The sequence below is a fragment of the Anaerocolumna jejuensis DSM 15929 genome (assembly GCF_900142215.1).
GTDB lineage: Bacteria > Bacillota > Clostridia > Lachnospirales > Lachnospiraceae > Anaerocolumna > Anaerocolumna jejuensis.
Genome location: NZ_FRAC01000018.1, coordinates 58,300 through 73,379, shown reverse-complemented (window position 1 = coordinate 73,379; position 15,080 = coordinate 58,300). Strand labels below are relative to the sequence as shown.

The following is a 15,080-nucleotide window of genomic DNA, read 5'->3' as shown; positions in this document are numbered from 1 at the left end:
AATTTTCTTCCAAAATCAGTTTAAATCGTATAAGATAATAAAGTAATCAAGGTTTTATTTACTTTATGAGCTTTTTCCTGGTACAGAAAAAAGGAAAAACAGCTTGCAATATGATTTTTGGGGAGAGAATATGTGGATTAATATTATAGCAGTAATTATTACGTTAATAAGCCTGGGAAGCTTGCTCCTATACAGGCGGCAGATCAAATCCTTCTGCCGCCAGCTTAGATTCATTCAAAATAATGAAACGAATAAGATTATTTCGCTGGATATTAATGATAAAGAAATTACAGAGCTTTCCGATTGTCTTAACGGCATTTTAAAAAAGCAGCATCAGCTAGAGCTTGATTATAAAAGGAAGGATAAGCAAATAAAAGAGACAATTATGAACATCTCTCATGATATAAGAACTCCAATTACATCATTAAAGGGATATTTTGAGTTGCTGCTTGAAGCTGAGGATGAGAAGGAACAGGAACGATATCATAAAATTATTAAAGCTCGTATAAACAGCCTGAATGAGATTTTGGAACAATTATTTACTTATACGAAGCTGCAAAATGATACTTATCAATTCGTTTTTGAAGAATGTAATATCAATCACATATTATATGAAGCAATTTTTTCCTTCTATGAGGATTTTAAAAGTAAGATGATTGAGCCTGCGGTAGAAATTCCAGAGGATAGCTGCATAGTATGGGCAAATGGAGCTGCAATAAAAAGAGCAATTCAAAATATAATTAAAAATGCCTTGGATCATGGAAAAGATCAAATAGTCATAGAAATGCGGTGCAATAATAAAGTAGAAATTATTATAAAAAATAAATTTCCAAGCGGCGATAATATCGATACAGATAAAGTTTTCACCCGCTTTTATAAAGCAGATACTTCGAGAAACCATCAATCAACTGGATTAGGACTTTCCATAGCGTATGAATTAATTAAATGTATGAATGGCACAATTGCGGCTTATATTGATGAAGCTTTTTTTGTAATAAAGATTGAACTTCCCATGGCATAGACATTCTGTGCCTGTGCCATTCCATTCATTCTTATCCAGGAATCAGATACACAATGAACCTGCACATAAATTGAGGAACGCAGAAAACTGCGTTCCTTTTCTATTTCTGCTTAAAAGACCCCATAGGCCACCCCAGTAATGGAGTAGCAGTCATTGTCATTCGTTACGCCTGGTTGGAAGAAACTGTTTAACGTGTATTGACAGCAAAGTGATTACAGTGTATAGTGTGTATATGTAAACAACACACTAAGGAGGGACGATATGAAAATATTGATTTCCAATATTTCCGAAAGTCCTCTTTACCAACAAATTAAAGACCAAATTATAGACGCTATCTTAAAAGGCGAATTAGCAGAAGGCGATACTTTGCCTTCTATTCGGGCATTTGCAAATGATTTGAAGGTGAGCGTTTTAACTATTCGACGGGTCTATGATGATTTGGAAAAAGAAGGATTTGTTAATAGCCAAATAGGTATTGGGACGTTTGTTTCTGCGAGTAACATTGAGCTGCTGCGAGATTCAAAACGCCGTCTTGTAGAGCAAAAAATGCAAGATATGATACAAACGGCTAAATCACTCGGAATTAGCAGACAGGAATTAAATGAAATGATGAATATTTTATTTGAGGAGGAATAAGAATGGAAAACATTTTGGAAATTAGCGGCTTGAATAAATCCTACGGGAATTTCTCTTTGCAAGATATCTCATTTTCGTTACCAGAGGGTTGTATTACTGGCTTCATTGGTATAAATGGAGCAGGTAAAACCACCACGCTAAAGACAATTTTAGGTCTGACCTCAAAATTATCCGGCAATGTCCGATTGTTCGGAATGGATATGGAAGCAAACGAAAAGCAGATAAAAGAGCGAATTGGAATTGTTCTTGACGACGGAGGATTTTATGATGAATTAAGCCTGTCAGAAATGAAAAGCATTGTGGCTTCGGCTTATAAATCATGGGATGAAACAACGTACAGAATGTATCTTGATAGATTTTCTCTAGGTCCAAGGCAGAAAATCAATGCGCTTTCAAAGGGTATGCGTATGAAATACGCTTTAGCCCTTGCTCTATCCCACAATGCGGAACTGCTGATTATGGACGAACCGACAAGCGGCCTTGATCCTCTTATTAGAAGCCAGCTTCTCGACATACTAAAGGAATTTATGAATAATGGTGGACGAGGTGTTTTCTTTTCAACACATATAACATCTGATTTGGATAAAATCGCTGATATGTTGATTTTGATTGACAACGGAAAAATCATATTTCAAGAGGAAAAGGATATTCTCCTAGACCGTTATAGAATAGTCAAAGGTGATTTGAAAGACCTCACGAAGGATACGGTTGATTTATTTGTGGATATCAGTAAAACTGCTTTCGGATTCACAGGTATTACTAACCAACTTGAAGCTGTAAAAAAAGCTATGCCAGACGCTATTTTAGAACGCACAGCAATAGAAGATGTTATGCTGTGTAATATCAAAGGAGGGAAAAAATAATGTTATTTCAATTAGTAAAAAAAGACTTTGTGCTTGTTAAAAAATATGTGCTGATTATGATAACTGTGAGTATCATCTTTCCACTGTTATTGATTGGAAGGCTTCCAGAATATGCAGGAGTAATGGGCTTCGTTCTAATAACGATTATATCAGTCTTTATGCTTTTACAATATGTATTTCTGAAAGAAACTCAATATCCTAAAGCGTCGGCTTTGCTATGCGCTTTGCCGTATCCCCGTAAAGACATTGCATTATCAAAATATATTTTCTGTCTCATTATTTACCTGGTGTGTTGTATGATTTTTGGAATTGAAGCACTTGTGTTTCCACAATTAGGTACTTGGGGATTTACAATGCCTGTCGTGTTATTTCTGGTAATTTCTATTTTACTTAGTATTTATTTGCCTGTGCAATATAAATTAGGGTATGAAAAAACAAAATTCCTATTTGTAATAATTATAATGACATTCTCTTTTGGGTTACCGCAATTTTTAAAAGTGGAAAATAATTTAGATTTTAGTTTTCTTGATATGCTAAATCCTACAATATTATTAGGCGGTGCCATTTTATTTAGTATTATAATTTTGGTGGTATCTGCAATGATATCTATGCGGATTTATAAAAAAACAGATTTATTATAATTCCAAAAAGGGTTTTATTTATACCAAATTGAGTTGAAACAATAAGAAATTTATGTGATAATAAATTCAAGATATATCTCCTCAAGGCATGCTGAGTACTGTGTACAGATAAATAAAAAAGATTAGAAGTCATGGGCGGGACGAAGCTTATTTCAGTCAACTCATGTTACTGTTTTTTAAAGGGAGCTAAACATACAGGATAATTGATAAAATTCGGGTTTTTGATACAGTTATTTTAATTTTACAGAGGTTAGAGTTCGATTGATTCCCGCAATTGTGGGAATGAAATCAGCACTATGGATATCTGCCATGAGCAAGTGGCATTGGAAAGAGGAGGTAAAAATGAGTGAATATATAGATGATTTTACATCAGAGATACCCTTGGATAAAATGAGAATCTTATTAGACTTAGGGAAGGAGTTTTCTTTTGATCCTATTTCTAGTAATGAAAGCGAAAAATACTTTATAAAATTACTCGAAAAATATCAAGATAATAATGATGATAGTCTAAAAGAATTGTTGAGGACTGCTGTTGCAAAAGATTTTCAAGTGGTAGATAAAAAGCCTGAATGGATTCAAGATCCGGAGTGGCAATTCAATGATGACAGGCCTATGACATTTATTGGACAATTAGAAATAAAACAGAGCAAAATAAGACTTCATGATGATGCTATATTTTATGTGTTTTGGGATCGAGAAATCGGTATAACAAAAACTATCATACAGATTTCTTGACTATAAGAACTGCAAATAATAACAATGATATGTTTTATAATTGTTAGAATGTCAATAAAAATGCTTTGCCGCCGAGGTCCTGCCAGATTTAAACGGTATCTTTATAGATCGTTCAAGCCGCGTGTAGATTATAGTTCTGATGAAGAAATGTGGCAGTGAAAACAAATGATAGAAAGATTATGAATACAAAGGGGATGAAAATGAACAGAATGAATTGTATTAAGAACACTACATCGATACGGAAGCTGGTTTATATTTTTACAATTATATGCCTATTTTCATTGACGGCGTGCATGTCGAAGGAGGAAAAGGAGAAAGCAAAGAATAATGAAACATTGGCCAGGCCCATTGTACAGGAGTATTTAAAAAGGAACTATGGCAGTGGGGAAATCAAATCATTGGATAGCTTGAACCGTCCGAAAAGAGACCTTGTCCTCCCCGATTTTTCTAAAATTACCAGTTCTTATGTCAAATCTTCCGTTATTGTAAATAAAAAAGAGTTTTCAGTCATTACCAATGTTGAAACGGGTCAATGTTATGACAATTATAACGAGCAATTGGTTGTGGATGATCTTAAGAACTATGCAGCATCTTCTCTTTCAATCGATGCTCCTTATGATATTGAAGTGCATTACTACCTGAAGGACCTTGATGGTGAGCTGAACGGCAGCAGTTTTGGGAATTTTACTGAATATGGTATAACCTCAGTAGACGATTTGTTTAATAATGACCAGTATCAAATTTATTTGGTATGCAAATATGTCGCCAGTGATATGGACTTTGGAAGTGTTGATACCAAGAGCTTTTTCCCAGCATCGGAGGTATCCGATGTGTACCTGGCTCTTTTAAATTACCGCAGCAAGGACAGATATATTGCCGGTAATATGGTTTCTCTCGACTATTTTTATTTTGGCGGTCCTAATAATCAATACAGATTAAGTGATGTAGTCACTGCTTATAAGGTAAAAGCATACGATTCGGAGTCTAAGAAATCCTATTATGACGATAATGTTAATTACAGGTATGCACGCTACCTTTCAAAGAGTATAAACGGTATAGAATTCGTTTGGAATGATATTGCTTATGCTTTAGATTTTGAAGTGGTACCGGCTGAGAAAGAGATTCAAATGGAGGATTACAGTGGGAAAACTTTTTATTCCACTGATGGAAAAGCCATATCCGTCGGGTGCACTTTTCGCTTGGATAAAAGGGATGATGAAGACGACCGCATCTATTGCTATTTTGATAAAGCCCTGAATAAAAGAGAGATGATAGTCACAGATAATAATAGTGATTACAGAAAATATGATTTAAGTACGCTGCAACGGGATTCGGACGGTCACATATATGATGCACTGTATATTAATGACAAAGAAATGTCATACACCCTCGGTTTTTATAAAAGAAAATGAACGATATAGTTATAAGAGCCACAGTTTACTTAACATTCAAAATATGAGTTGTTAGTAAGGAGATTACCATGCTAAAACAAATAGAAAACAGAAGAAGCATCCGTAAATATCTAAATAAAAAAGTTGAAAAAGAGAAGCTTGTTCCAATATTAGAAAGTGCCAGACTAGCACCTTCCGGAAGCAATACGCAGCCTTGGACTTTCATTATTATTGAATCCGAGGATACGAAAGAAAAACTATCAATCGCCGATCATCATCAAAAATGGATGCTGGCAGCTCCGATATTCATTGTGTGTGTAGCGGATATTCGATGCCGTATACCAATGGATACTAAAGTCAGGCTGGATGAGAACAGTTCTGAACCGGAACTTAAGCAAATTATTCGAGACACAGCAATTGCAATGGAACATATATTGCTTGAAGCAGAGCACCTGGGGTTGGCAGCCTGTTGGACCGCGTGGTTTGAGCAAGATGCTGTCAGGCCTATCCTGAACATTCCGGAGGATAAATATGTGTGCGGAATCATTACCTTGGGATATGGTGATGAGGCACCGGAACAGCGGCCGCGAAGAGCGATGGAGGAAATTGTAAGGTACGAGAAATGGTGATGAGATACTTTTTGCTTGCCGTTTTATGGGTGGTATTAATAGTGTTGTAAAATATTGAAGAAATGGAAATATTAGGTTGCAATATTTTGGAATCAGAGTTATTATGAACATAGTTCACAAAAGGAAGGTCATATGCCAAAGATATACGTTGATTTAAGAGAGGTAATTGTTCAGAATGCAAAAACAATTATTATCTCAAAGGGATACAGTAAACTGAATATGCGGGAGATTGCGAAAGCATCCGGAATTGCGGTAGGCACTATTTATAACTACTTTCCTACGAAGGATAACTTAATGTCAGAACTGATGTACCAATACTGGATGGAATTTATTGCCGCCATTAAAGAGGCGCAACAGGAAGAATGCGAGTTGTTCGAGAAGTTCCGTAATATCTATCAGCTTTTGGAGTCATTTTTGGATACCTTCAAAGATACATGGCTGAAGCTAAACGGCAGTGAAAAAGGTATGACAAAAGAGCATCATAGACAGAAGCAGGAAGTGGTGGATTTATTTGTTGCTACGCTGGAAGAGGCTATCTGTAAGTACAAGGCAGAAAAAGCCAATGTAACAAAACCGGAAATCAACAACAGGGAACTGGCAAGCTTTATTGTTCAGAATTTTATGCTGATAGCGCAGATGAAGCAATTTGAATATGCTACTTTTGAGATGATTTTGAAAAGCTATTTCCTATAGAGAATTCCTCTATAGGAGCAAAGCTATTTTTTTAGGCTTTAAATGAACAATGTTCAGAAAGGGGAATTTTATAGTGCAAAAAAAGCATACAACGTTGATTTTAGTCTTGTTTTTATTAGGAATTTTTATGGGGGCTATTGATAATGGAATTGTTTCTCCTGCCAGGGAGATTATCCAAAACAGCTTCAATGTATCAAAAAGTATAGGTGCTTGGATGATAACGATCTATACCTTAGTCTATGCCGTCTCCATGCCAATCAGTTCTAAGCTGTCTGATATTATCGGCAGAAAGAAAATGTATATGTTCGGGATTATTGTATTTGGAATAGGATCTGCACTTTGCGGATTCAGTAACTTTTACGGTAATTTTGCCTTTCTGCTTACAGCAAGAGTTATTCAGGCTATTGGTGCCGGCGGGATTCTGCCTATTGCAACCACTGTAATAGGTCAGTCCTTTCCTCCGGAAAAGAGAGGCACTGCCCTTGGAATGGTCGGAGCTGTATATGGAGTCGCAACGATTGTAGGACCAACCCTTGGGAGTACCATCATTGACCTTGCAGGGCAGAATCACTGGGGATTTATTTTCTTTATAAATGTTCCGATTTGTATTGTAACACTATTTTTATCAGGAGTGATGGAAGAATCCAAAAGGGAGGCCAAAAGCAGGCTGGATATTCCAGGTGCACTGATTCTGGCAGCTATGATTGCAAGTTTATTATATGCCTTAACAAATATAAATTTTTTCTCTGTAATAGAAAGTTTGCAGCAGCAGAAAGTATACCCTTTCCTGATTACTTTTGTAATTTTGATTCCGATATTTATTATTGTGGAAAAAAGGGCAGCGGACCCTGTTCTATCCATGAAATATTTTAAGAACCGTGAAATCGTAACAATATTTATCATTGCCTTTATTGTGGGAATCGGCATGATGGGTATGGTTTATATGCCACAGTTTGCAGAGAATACTTTGAAACTAAAGAGCGGTTCAGGGGGATATCTGGTGACCCTGCTGGCCGTATTTTCCGGAGCAGCTTCTCCTCTTAGCGGAAAGCTGCTCGATAAAAAAGGAGCAAAGCTTGTACTTATCATCGGATTTGCCTGCACAGCTGCCGGAACTTTGGTGTTAGGTCTCCTTGCAGCTAAAAGCCTGACTTTGCTTTCTGTTTTAATTGGCATTGCTTTCATGGGGGTTGGAGTCGGATTTACAATGGGACCTCCTTTAAATTACTTGATATTAGGTGCAGTAAAGGAAGAAGAAGGCGCAACTGCTCTCGCTGCCATGTCATTAATCCGCTCCATCGGTGTAACAATCTCTCCCGGCTTTATGATTGGTTTTATTGTGGATGCCAGCAAAAATATTCAGCCTGAACTAATGCATATGTTGCAGTCCGGCTTTGCAAAGGCAGGCGGGGGAGATATGCTTGCGGCCATGAGCTCTAATGGTGCCAATGCCAGTAAGAACTTATTTGCATCTCTGCAAAACGCAGATGTGACAACTATTGTAAGTCAATTAACGGATATCTTTAAGAAAATACTTCCGGAAGAGGCTCAGATTTATGTGCTGCCTGCGCTTAACAGTATGGCTTCGGATATTGAAAATACCTTTCAACACATTCTAAATAGGGGATATACGCACATGTTTATAGCTTCTGCAATTATTGCAGCTATTGGAGTTGTGGTATCCTTTACCCTTAAACAAAAACCCGGTCTAAAAATAAATTAAAGTTGCAATAACCACAGACCGTCCTGTCTCATTAATGCAATACCTTCCTATATATGCAGGGTTAGCTGCGAAGGTCGGCCTTGGAATCGAAGAAGCATTAAATGCCACCTGAATGCAATCAACGGGCAGTAAAAAAGGATAGCACAAACGTAAGAAGCCATGTTGAACCCCGCGGAATCAATATTTAATTGATTCTGCGGGGTTTTTGAATTATAGTCGTTCTGCCAAAGGCTGGCATTATTAGCAGATGGTTTTTGTGAAAGATTACTACGTGACAAAATCCATATAATTAGATATACTTCTAATTAGTCCGTAACCGGACTTAAATGTGAGAAGGAGGCATTTTAATATGCGGGATGAAATAAAAGAATCCATCAGACAGTATTATGAGGTGTATTTTGAGATTAGTGCAGTCTATGAAAAGTTGGCAAAAATGCATGGGCTGACATCTGCTTCACTTTTTGTGCTTCAGGAGATTTATGAGAATCAGGGCCAATGCACCCAGCGCCTTATTTGTGATAGGCTTCTGTATCCCAAGCAAACGGTCAATACCATTTTGGATTCCTTCGAAAAAAAGGGATACATACTAAAACAGGTTGCCGATTTCGACAAGCGCAACAAGTATATTCAGCTGACAGAATCCGGGATAAAATATGCCGACAGCATTCTGGCAGATATGCTTTATCTGGAAGAGGAGTCCTTTTTTAATATGGAAGAGGAGGAAAGGAATTCCATGATAAATGGTGAGCGTGCCTTTCTTAATCAGCTGACACAGATTATGCATTCACTGGAGCTGATGAAATCATCAGGGATACAGACTTCAGGAATTTTGAAAGGCGGGCAAACGAATTTAACGACGACTAATCCTGGAACAGCAGGCTTAAGGAGGAACTCTGAATGAAATACCTGATTCAATTTTTACAAAGCAAGAAAAAGATGTTAGCTTTCATCATTTTATTAGCACTATTCCAGTCATTCGGAACCCTGATGGTTCCGTATTTTGTTGCGAAAATCATAGATAAGGGAATTTTAGAAAAAAATGTGCCGGTCATCATATCCATCGGATTGCAAATGCTGGCTGCGGCAGGAATTACCGCTTTGATTACGCTCTGGGGAAGTTATCTGTGCGCCGATCTCTCCGCCCTTACGGGTAAGTATATGAGGGAAAAGCTATTTGATAAGTCACAGCAGCTCTCAATAAAGGAATTCAATCACATCGGTACGGCTTCCATGATTACCCGTGCCACAGGAGATATTACCGTTATCCAGCAGACAATGATCATGATCACACAGATGGTTCTGCCCACACCCCTTATTGCGGTCGCCGCGATTGTCATGACGGCTGGCATAAGTCCGGACCTGGTGTATATACCGCTGACTGGAATGTTACTATTTTTTATTGTGATATTCTTTTTGTTTAAGAAAGCAAGCCCTATATCAAAAACCATACAAAAGAGGGTGGATGTTGTCAACAGGATTGTTCGGGAATCTATTGTAGGAATCCGGGTTATCCGCGCATTTGATAACACAGAGTATGAGAAGAAAAGATCGGATGATACATTTACGGAATATGCCAATAATGTGATTCGTTTAAATAGAACCTTTGCAGCCTTCAATCCGTTAGTATGGGCTATTATGGGGCTGGCTATGGCGGCAGTGGTCTGGTTTGGCGGAGATCTTGTGCTCCGGCAGACAATTCAGATAGGAAGTATTTCCGCCGTAACGGAATATACCATTATGACACTGATGTTCCTGATGATGTCGGCCATGGTGCTTGTTTATATTCCGAGAATGACGGCCTGCCTGGACCGTATACAGGAGGTATTGGATATCAATCCGGAAATAGCGGATGCCACAGAGGTGTGCGAAGCGGATACGGACAATCAAAATAAAATCACCTTCCAAAACGTTACCTTTACCTACAAAGGAGCTGAAGAGCCTGTTCTGGAAGATATGAACTTCCTCTGTGAGCAGGGAAAAACCACCGCTATTATCGGAGGAACCGGCTCTGGAAAAAGTACCGTTGCCGCACTCATGCTGCGCCTTTATGACATTCAAAAGGGACAGATTCTGTTGGAGGGAAAGGATATCCGTGACATTACCCAGCACGAGCTTCGTGAGCGCATCAGCTATGTCCCCCAAAAAGCATTTTTGTTCAGCGGTACAATTGCGGATAACCTGCGCATGGGAAAGAAGGATGCCACCATAGAGGAACTGCGGAAGGCGGCAGAAATCGCTCAGGCAGATTCTTTTATCAACTCTTTGGAAGCAGGCTATGACAGCCCGGTAGCACAGGCAGGTATAAACTTTTCAGGCGGGCAGAAGCAGCGGTTATGCATCGCCCGGGCATTGGTAAAAAAGGCACCCGTCTATGTGTTTGATGACAGCTTTTCCGCATTGGATTTTAAGACGGACGCTGCCCTGCGTGGGGCATTAAAGCATGAGATGCGGGAATCTGCCGTTGTGATCATTGCCCAGAGGATCAGTACGATAATGGACGCGGACCAGATCATCGTGCTGGATGCAGGCAGCATTGCAGGGGTGGGCACACATCAGGAACTGCTTAAAACATGCAGTGTATACAAGGAAATTGCGGACTCTCAGCTTACGGAAAAGGAGGCAGGCAGAGTATGAAAAAGAACAAAGATAAAGACAAACAGATGAACAAGAATGCTTTTGAAATGGAGGATGTCCCCAAGAACTCAAAAGCGGTAATTAAAAGGCTGCTGAGCCTTCTTTTACAGCAAAAAGTGAGATTGCTTGTGGTTGTGTCAGCAACACTTGTGGGTATCGGCCTGTATGCCGTAACACCGCTCATTTTAGGCAGAGCCATTGATGCCTTGGTTCAGGGAATCAATGAACAGGGCTTCGGCGGCGGGTTTGAAATGCTGATGGATATATTGAAAAGGCCTGTGCTGCTGTTTCTGGGAGCCTACCTGCTAAGCTCTTTCTTTTCTTTTATACAGGAATATATCATGGCCGGAATTGGAGAAAGGCTGGTACTATCCTTACGAAAGAAGATGAGTGAAAAGATTACCAGGCTTCCCCTGCACTATTACGATTCCCATCAGACAGGAGATGTATTAAGCAGAATCACCAATGACCTGGACAGGGTGGCTGAGGTTGTGAAAACCGGCTCGCTTCAGTTTATCAGTGCTATATTTAACATTACCATCAGTATCATTATAATGCTGTCTCAAAGTCCTCTGCTGACGGTACTGATTTTAGCCGCCATGTCCATTAGTATGTTTGCCACTAAGTGGATTTCTGAGAAAAACTTTGAAGCCGCATCTGAAAACCAAGCCGTTTTAGGCGAACTGAACGGAAATATTGAAGAGTTTTTTACAGGAAACCTCATTATAAAGGGGTTCAATCAGCAGGAAGCGGTCACGAACATTGTCCGTGAGATTAGTGAGAGGCAGTACGCTGCCAATAAGAAAGCACAGTTTGTTATGTATGCGATATATCCGGCCATTCGATTTCTGACCCAGCTTGGATTTGTAGTCACTGCCATTGTGGGCGGTATTTTTGCCGCGGGAGGCCGCATGACCATTGGTACCGTACAAGCATTCCTGCAATATGTTAATCAGATTTCCGATCCCATTACCCAGGCCTCTTACTTCCTGAATTCCTTACAGACTGCATTGGCATCTGCGGAACGTGTCTTTGAATTTCTTGACGAAGAGGAAGAAGTGCCGGATACCACTTCACCTAAGCATGTCACCGCGCCCCAAGGAAGGGTCAGCTTTGAGCATGTACGGTTTGGCTATGCTCCGGATTCGATATTAATGCAGGATGTCAGCCTGACGGTTCAGCCGAATGAAATGGTCGCCATCGTTGGACCTACCGGTGCCGGGAAGACAACGCTGGTTAACCTGCTCATGCGGTTCTATGAACTGAACGGCGGCAGAATTCTCATTGATGGCACGGATATCCGGGAGCTGCCCAAAAGCGAGCTTCGTAAAATGGTAGGCATGGTGCTTCAGGATACCTGGCTCTTTCAGGGCACTATTGCTGAGAACATCGCTTATGGAAAAATGGACGCGATCCGCGAGGAAATCATACAGGCGGCGAAAGCCGCAAGGTGTGACCACTTCATCCGTACTTTGGAGTATGGTTATGATACAGTGATTTCCAGTGAGGATGGCAGCGTATCCCAGGGACAGATGCAGCTATTGACGATTGCCAGAGCGATGCTTGCAAACCCCTCTTTAATGATTCTTGATGAAGCGACCTCCAGTGTTGACACCCGGACGGAAGTTGAAGTACAAAAGGCTATGGCCCGTGTCATGAAAGGAAAAACCAGCTTCGTCATTGCTCATCGGCTTTCCACCATCAAATCGGCCGACATGATTTTGGTCATGAAAAACGGCACAATTATTGAAAAGGGAACTCATGAAGAGCTGCTGGCCGGCGATACCTTCTATGCGGATTTGTATAACAGCCAATTCGCCAGCGGAGGTGCAGCCAGTTAAAGTGGTACAGGGGGAATGGATTGCCATTCCCCTGTTAATGATTGTTCTGAAACATAAAAAGCCCCCTAAGCTACCTATAAAAACAGTAGACAAGGGGGCTTTTTATTGAATTTATAGTTTGATAACAGCAGCTATTAATATAACAGCAGATTGCCGAGATTACTCATGAGATTTTCTTTTTAATACAGTACGGTTTGAATGACCGAGTATCATTGGAACCTTTTCAATATAAACATCACTGGTATCTAGTCCGAACCAATTTGACGGAGAAACCGTGAACTTCTGTATGAAAAATTTTGTCCTTAACAGAAAAGAATCCCAGGCAGATAAAGAGGATTGATTGGAAAGAACTTCTTCGATAAATACAAAGCGAAAGTCTCCCAGTTTGCGGTTTGGTAAAATAGAATAAGCATTGGATTGATTGTCTATTTCCTTATTATTCACCATTTCTGTTGATATCTGTCTCAAAAATACATTCAGGTTCTGTTCGATTCGGAAACCAAGATTTATCTGTATATTTACTATAAAGGATGTGTTATATTTTTCAACTACATAGTCCGCCTGATAAGGCTCATCAGTTACGTAAACATTCACAAACCAGTAAACATCAGCCCTTTTCGGCCTTTTATCTAATAGAAAGTACATTATTTTACGTTCTATATCTTTTGTATTGGGGCAATTAGTTAAGCACACAAGATTACTTGCGTATTTCGGGACATCTGTGTCGTGATGTAACTGATTTAATTGCTTAATATAATCTTCAATCGGTACAACTTCGCGAAAGCGCATCTTTATGATATGCGATCTATACCAGATATACATGATGAACAATATTGAAAGTGCGATAATTACTGCAACGAATCCACCATGGAAGAACTTAATAATATTTGCCAGGAAGAAAGAAAGTTCAAAGCTCATAAAGAAAACAAGCATGATGACGGCAAGTACAATAGGTGTTTTTTTCTTCCGCATATAGTTAAATAGCAGAATTGTTGTCATAAGCATGGTAACTGTGATGGCAAGGCCATATGCAGCTTCCATTTTATCGGAACTTTGAAAGTAAAGAACAATTCCAATACAGACAATGCACAGTATCCTGTTAAAGGAAGGAATGTAGAGCTGACCCTTTAAAGAGGATGGATATAACGTATGTAGCCTTGGAAACAGATTCAGTTTAATTGCTTCGGATACAAGTGTAAAGGAGCCTGAAATCAAAGCCTGTGAGGCAATAATAGCAGCAAGTGTGGAAATTACAATACCATAGATTAGAAATCCTGATGGAATCATCTGATAAAAAGGATTAACATCCTCCATCATGGTATGTGAGCTGCTGTTTTTTACAGATAAAATCCACGCCCCTTGCCCAAAGTAGTTGAGTAATAAACAGATCTTAACAAAGGGCCATGTGAAATAAATATGTTTTCTTCCAACATGTCCAAGATCGGAATAGAGGGCTTCCGCACCTGTAGAACATAAAAATATACTGCCCAGTATAAAAAAGCCGAGCTTATTATCATCACTAAACAGGATAGTAACAGCATAATATGGTGACAATGCACGTAACAAGGAAAGATTGCCTGTAAGATTTATAATTCCGAAAACAGCTAAACTACTGAACCATAAAAACATAATTGGGCCAAATAGTTTTCCGATAAATTCAGTTCCGCTGTGCTGTATAAAAAACAAGGAACAGATTATGATAATTACAAGGATAACGATATTACGCTGGCTGTCTCCGAATAAGTCTTTAAAAACCGGAAGCAGTTTTAATCCTTCGACGGCTGATGTAACTGTAACTGCAGGAGTCAGCATTCCGTCGGCTAATAGAGCAGACCCGCCAATCATTGCAGGAATGACCAGCCATTTGGAACGATTTCTGACAAGTGCAAAAAGTGAGAAAATACCACCTTCTCCCTTATTATCAGCTTTTAAGGTTATTAAAACATATTTAATTGTTGTTAAAATAGTGAGCGTCCAAAAAACCAATGATAAAGTTCCAAGAATAAAATTCTCTGATATGTTATCTAAACCTCCATTCCCTTGAAGAACCGATTTCATTACATATAGGGGTGAAGTACCGATATCTCCGTATACTATACCTAATGTTACCAGAATACCTCCAAGTGAGAGTTTAGTTATGCATGTTTTTTTTGATGAAACCACCGTTTTTTACTCCTTTTGCAAATTGTTTGTTTTTCGTTTTGAATTTTATTTTAATAAAACAAGAAATGTAATCAATGGCAGGTGTTTTGGCTTAACTAAGCTTTACATCT

The 15,080-nt window shown here is 39.1% G+C and carries 13 protein-coding genes; 12 read left to right on the top strand and 1 reads right to left on the bottom strand.

All coding sequences use genetic code 11. From position 1 onward, the window contains the following. The first annotated feature begins 130 nt into the window (after positions 1–130). From BUB77_RS17400 to BUB77_RS17345, 12 genes are all read left to right on the top strand, one after another. Positions 131–1,021, top strand: a complete 891-nt coding sequence (locus BUB77_RS17400) for a sensor histidine kinase (protein WP_073278124.1) — start codon at positions 131–133, stop codon at positions 1,019–1,021. A gap of 261 nt (positions 1,022–1,282) precedes the next feature. Further along, the gene (locus BUB77_RS17395) at positions 1,283–1,657 is read left to right on the top strand and encodes a GntR family transcriptional regulator (RefSeq protein WP_073278123.1); all 375 of its coding nucleotides are present in this window, start codon (positions 1,283–1,285) and stop codon (positions 1,655–1,657) included. 2 nt (positions 1,658–1,659) lie between these two features. Next, positions 1,660–2,520 carry an ABC transporter ATP-binding protein gene (locus BUB77_RS17390; RefSeq protein WP_073278122.1) on the top strand — a complete coding sequence of 287 codons (861 nt, stop codon included), beginning with the start codon at positions 1,660–1,662 and terminating at the stop codon, positions 2,518–2,520. Then, a complete protein-coding gene (locus BUB77_RS17385; RefSeq protein WP_073278121.1) occupies positions 2,520–3,161 on the top strand; it encodes an ABC-2 transporter permease in 642 nt (213 codons plus the stop codon). The genes BUB77_RS17390 and BUB77_RS17385 overlap by 1 nt, the downstream gene beginning before the upstream one ends. A 342-nt stretch (positions 3,162–3,503) precedes the next feature. Then, positions 3,504–3,896, top strand: coding sequence for a hypothetical protein (locus tag BUB77_RS17380; RefSeq protein WP_073278120.1), 393 nt, complete (start codon positions 3,504–3,506; stop codon positions 3,894–3,896). A gap of 200 nt (positions 3,897–4,096) precedes the next feature. Next, positions 4,097–5,308 carry a hypothetical protein gene (locus BUB77_RS17375; protein ID WP_139241221.1) on the top strand — a complete coding sequence of 404 codons (1,212 nt, stop codon included), beginning with the start codon at positions 4,097–4,099 and terminating at the stop codon, positions 5,306–5,308. A 68-nt stretch (positions 5,309–5,376) separates the two neighbouring features. Further along, positions 5,377–5,916 (top strand): nitroreductase family protein, encoded by a 540-nt coding sequence (locus BUB77_RS17370; RefSeq protein ID WP_073278118.1) that lies wholly within the window; start codon positions 5,377–5,379, stop codon positions 5,914–5,916. Between the two features lie 132 nt (positions 5,917–6,048). After that, positions 6,049–6,609: a TetR/AcrR family transcriptional regulator gene (locus BUB77_RS17365; RefSeq protein ID WP_073278117.1), complete on the top strand. Its 561-nt coding sequence runs from the start codon at positions 6,049–6,051 to the stop codon at positions 6,607–6,609. 73 nt (positions 6,610–6,682) lie between these two features. Beyond that, the gene (locus BUB77_RS17360; protein ID WP_330392607.1) at positions 6,683–8,332 is read left to right on the top strand and encodes an MFS transporter; all 1,650 of its coding nucleotides are present in this window, start codon (positions 6,683–6,685) and stop codon (positions 8,330–8,332) included. A 349-nt stretch (positions 8,333–8,681) separates the two neighbouring features. After that, positions 8,682–9,233: a MarR family winged helix-turn-helix transcriptional regulator gene (locus tag BUB77_RS17355; protein ID WP_073278115.1), complete on the top strand. Its 552-nt coding sequence runs from the start codon at positions 8,682–8,684 to the stop codon at positions 9,231–9,233. Continuing rightward, positions 9,230–10,966, top strand: a complete 1,737-nt coding sequence (locus tag BUB77_RS17350) for an ABC transporter ATP-binding protein (RefSeq protein ID WP_073278114.1) — start codon at positions 9,230–9,232, stop codon at positions 10,964–10,966. Before BUB77_RS17355 ends, BUB77_RS17350 begins: the two co-directional genes overlap by 4 nt. Next, positions 10,963–12,807, top strand: coding sequence for an ABC transporter ATP-binding protein (locus BUB77_RS17345; RefSeq protein WP_073278113.1), 1,845 nt, complete (start codon positions 10,963–10,965; stop codon positions 12,805–12,807). Before BUB77_RS17350 ends, BUB77_RS17345 begins: the two co-directional genes overlap by 4 nt. Before the next feature lie 159 nt (positions 12,808–12,966). Here BUB77_RS17345 and BUB77_RS17340 read toward each other — a convergent pair whose 3' ends face one another. After that, positions 12,967–14,970, bottom strand: a complete 2,004-nt coding sequence (locus BUB77_RS17340) for a KUP/HAK/KT family potassium transporter (protein WP_073278112.1) — start codon at positions 14,968–14,970, stop codon at positions 12,967–12,969. Between the last annotated feature and the right edge of the window lie 110 nt (positions 14,971–15,080).

Excerpts from the sequence above, each read along its gene's own strand:
- BUB77_RS17400 (WP_073278124.1), top strand. The coding sequence starts at position 131 with ATGTGGATTAATATTATAGCAGTAATTATTACGTTAATAAGCCTGGGA.
- BUB77_RS17395 (WP_073278123.1), top strand. The coding sequence starts at position 1,283 with ATGAAAATATTGATTTCCAATATTTCCGAAAGTCCTCTTTACCAACAA.
- BUB77_RS17390 (WP_073278122.1), top strand. The coding sequence starts at position 1,660 with ATGGAAAACATTTTGGAAATTAGCGGCTTGAATAAATCCTACGGGAAT.
- BUB77_RS17385 (WP_073278121.1), top strand. The coding sequence starts at position 2,520 with ATGTTATTTCAATTAGTAAAAAAAGACTTTGTGCTTGTTAAAAAATAT.
- BUB77_RS17380 (WP_073278120.1), top strand. The coding sequence starts at position 3,504 with ATGAGTGAATATATAGATGATTTTACATCAGAGATACCCTTGGATAAA.
- BUB77_RS17375 (WP_139241221.1), top strand. The coding sequence starts at position 4,097 with ATGAACAGAATGAATTGTATTAAGAACACTACATCGATACGGAAGCTG.
- BUB77_RS17370 (WP_073278118.1), top strand. The coding sequence starts at position 5,377 with ATGCTAAAACAAATAGAAAACAGAAGAAGCATCCGTAAATATCTAAAT.
- BUB77_RS17365 (WP_073278117.1), top strand. The coding sequence starts at position 6,049 with ATGCCAAAGATATACGTTGATTTAAGAGAGGTAATTGTTCAGAATGCA.
- BUB77_RS17355 (WP_073278115.1), top strand. The coding sequence starts at position 8,682 with ATGCGGGATGAAATAAAAGAATCCATCAGACAGTATTATGAGGTGTAT.
- BUB77_RS17350 (WP_073278114.1), top strand. The coding sequence starts at position 9,230 with ATGAAATACCTGATTCAATTTTTACAAAGCAAGAAAAAGATGTTAGCT.
- BUB77_RS17345 (WP_073278113.1), top strand. The coding sequence starts at position 10,963 with ATGAAAAAGAACAAAGATAAAGACAAACAGATGAACAAGAATGCTTTT.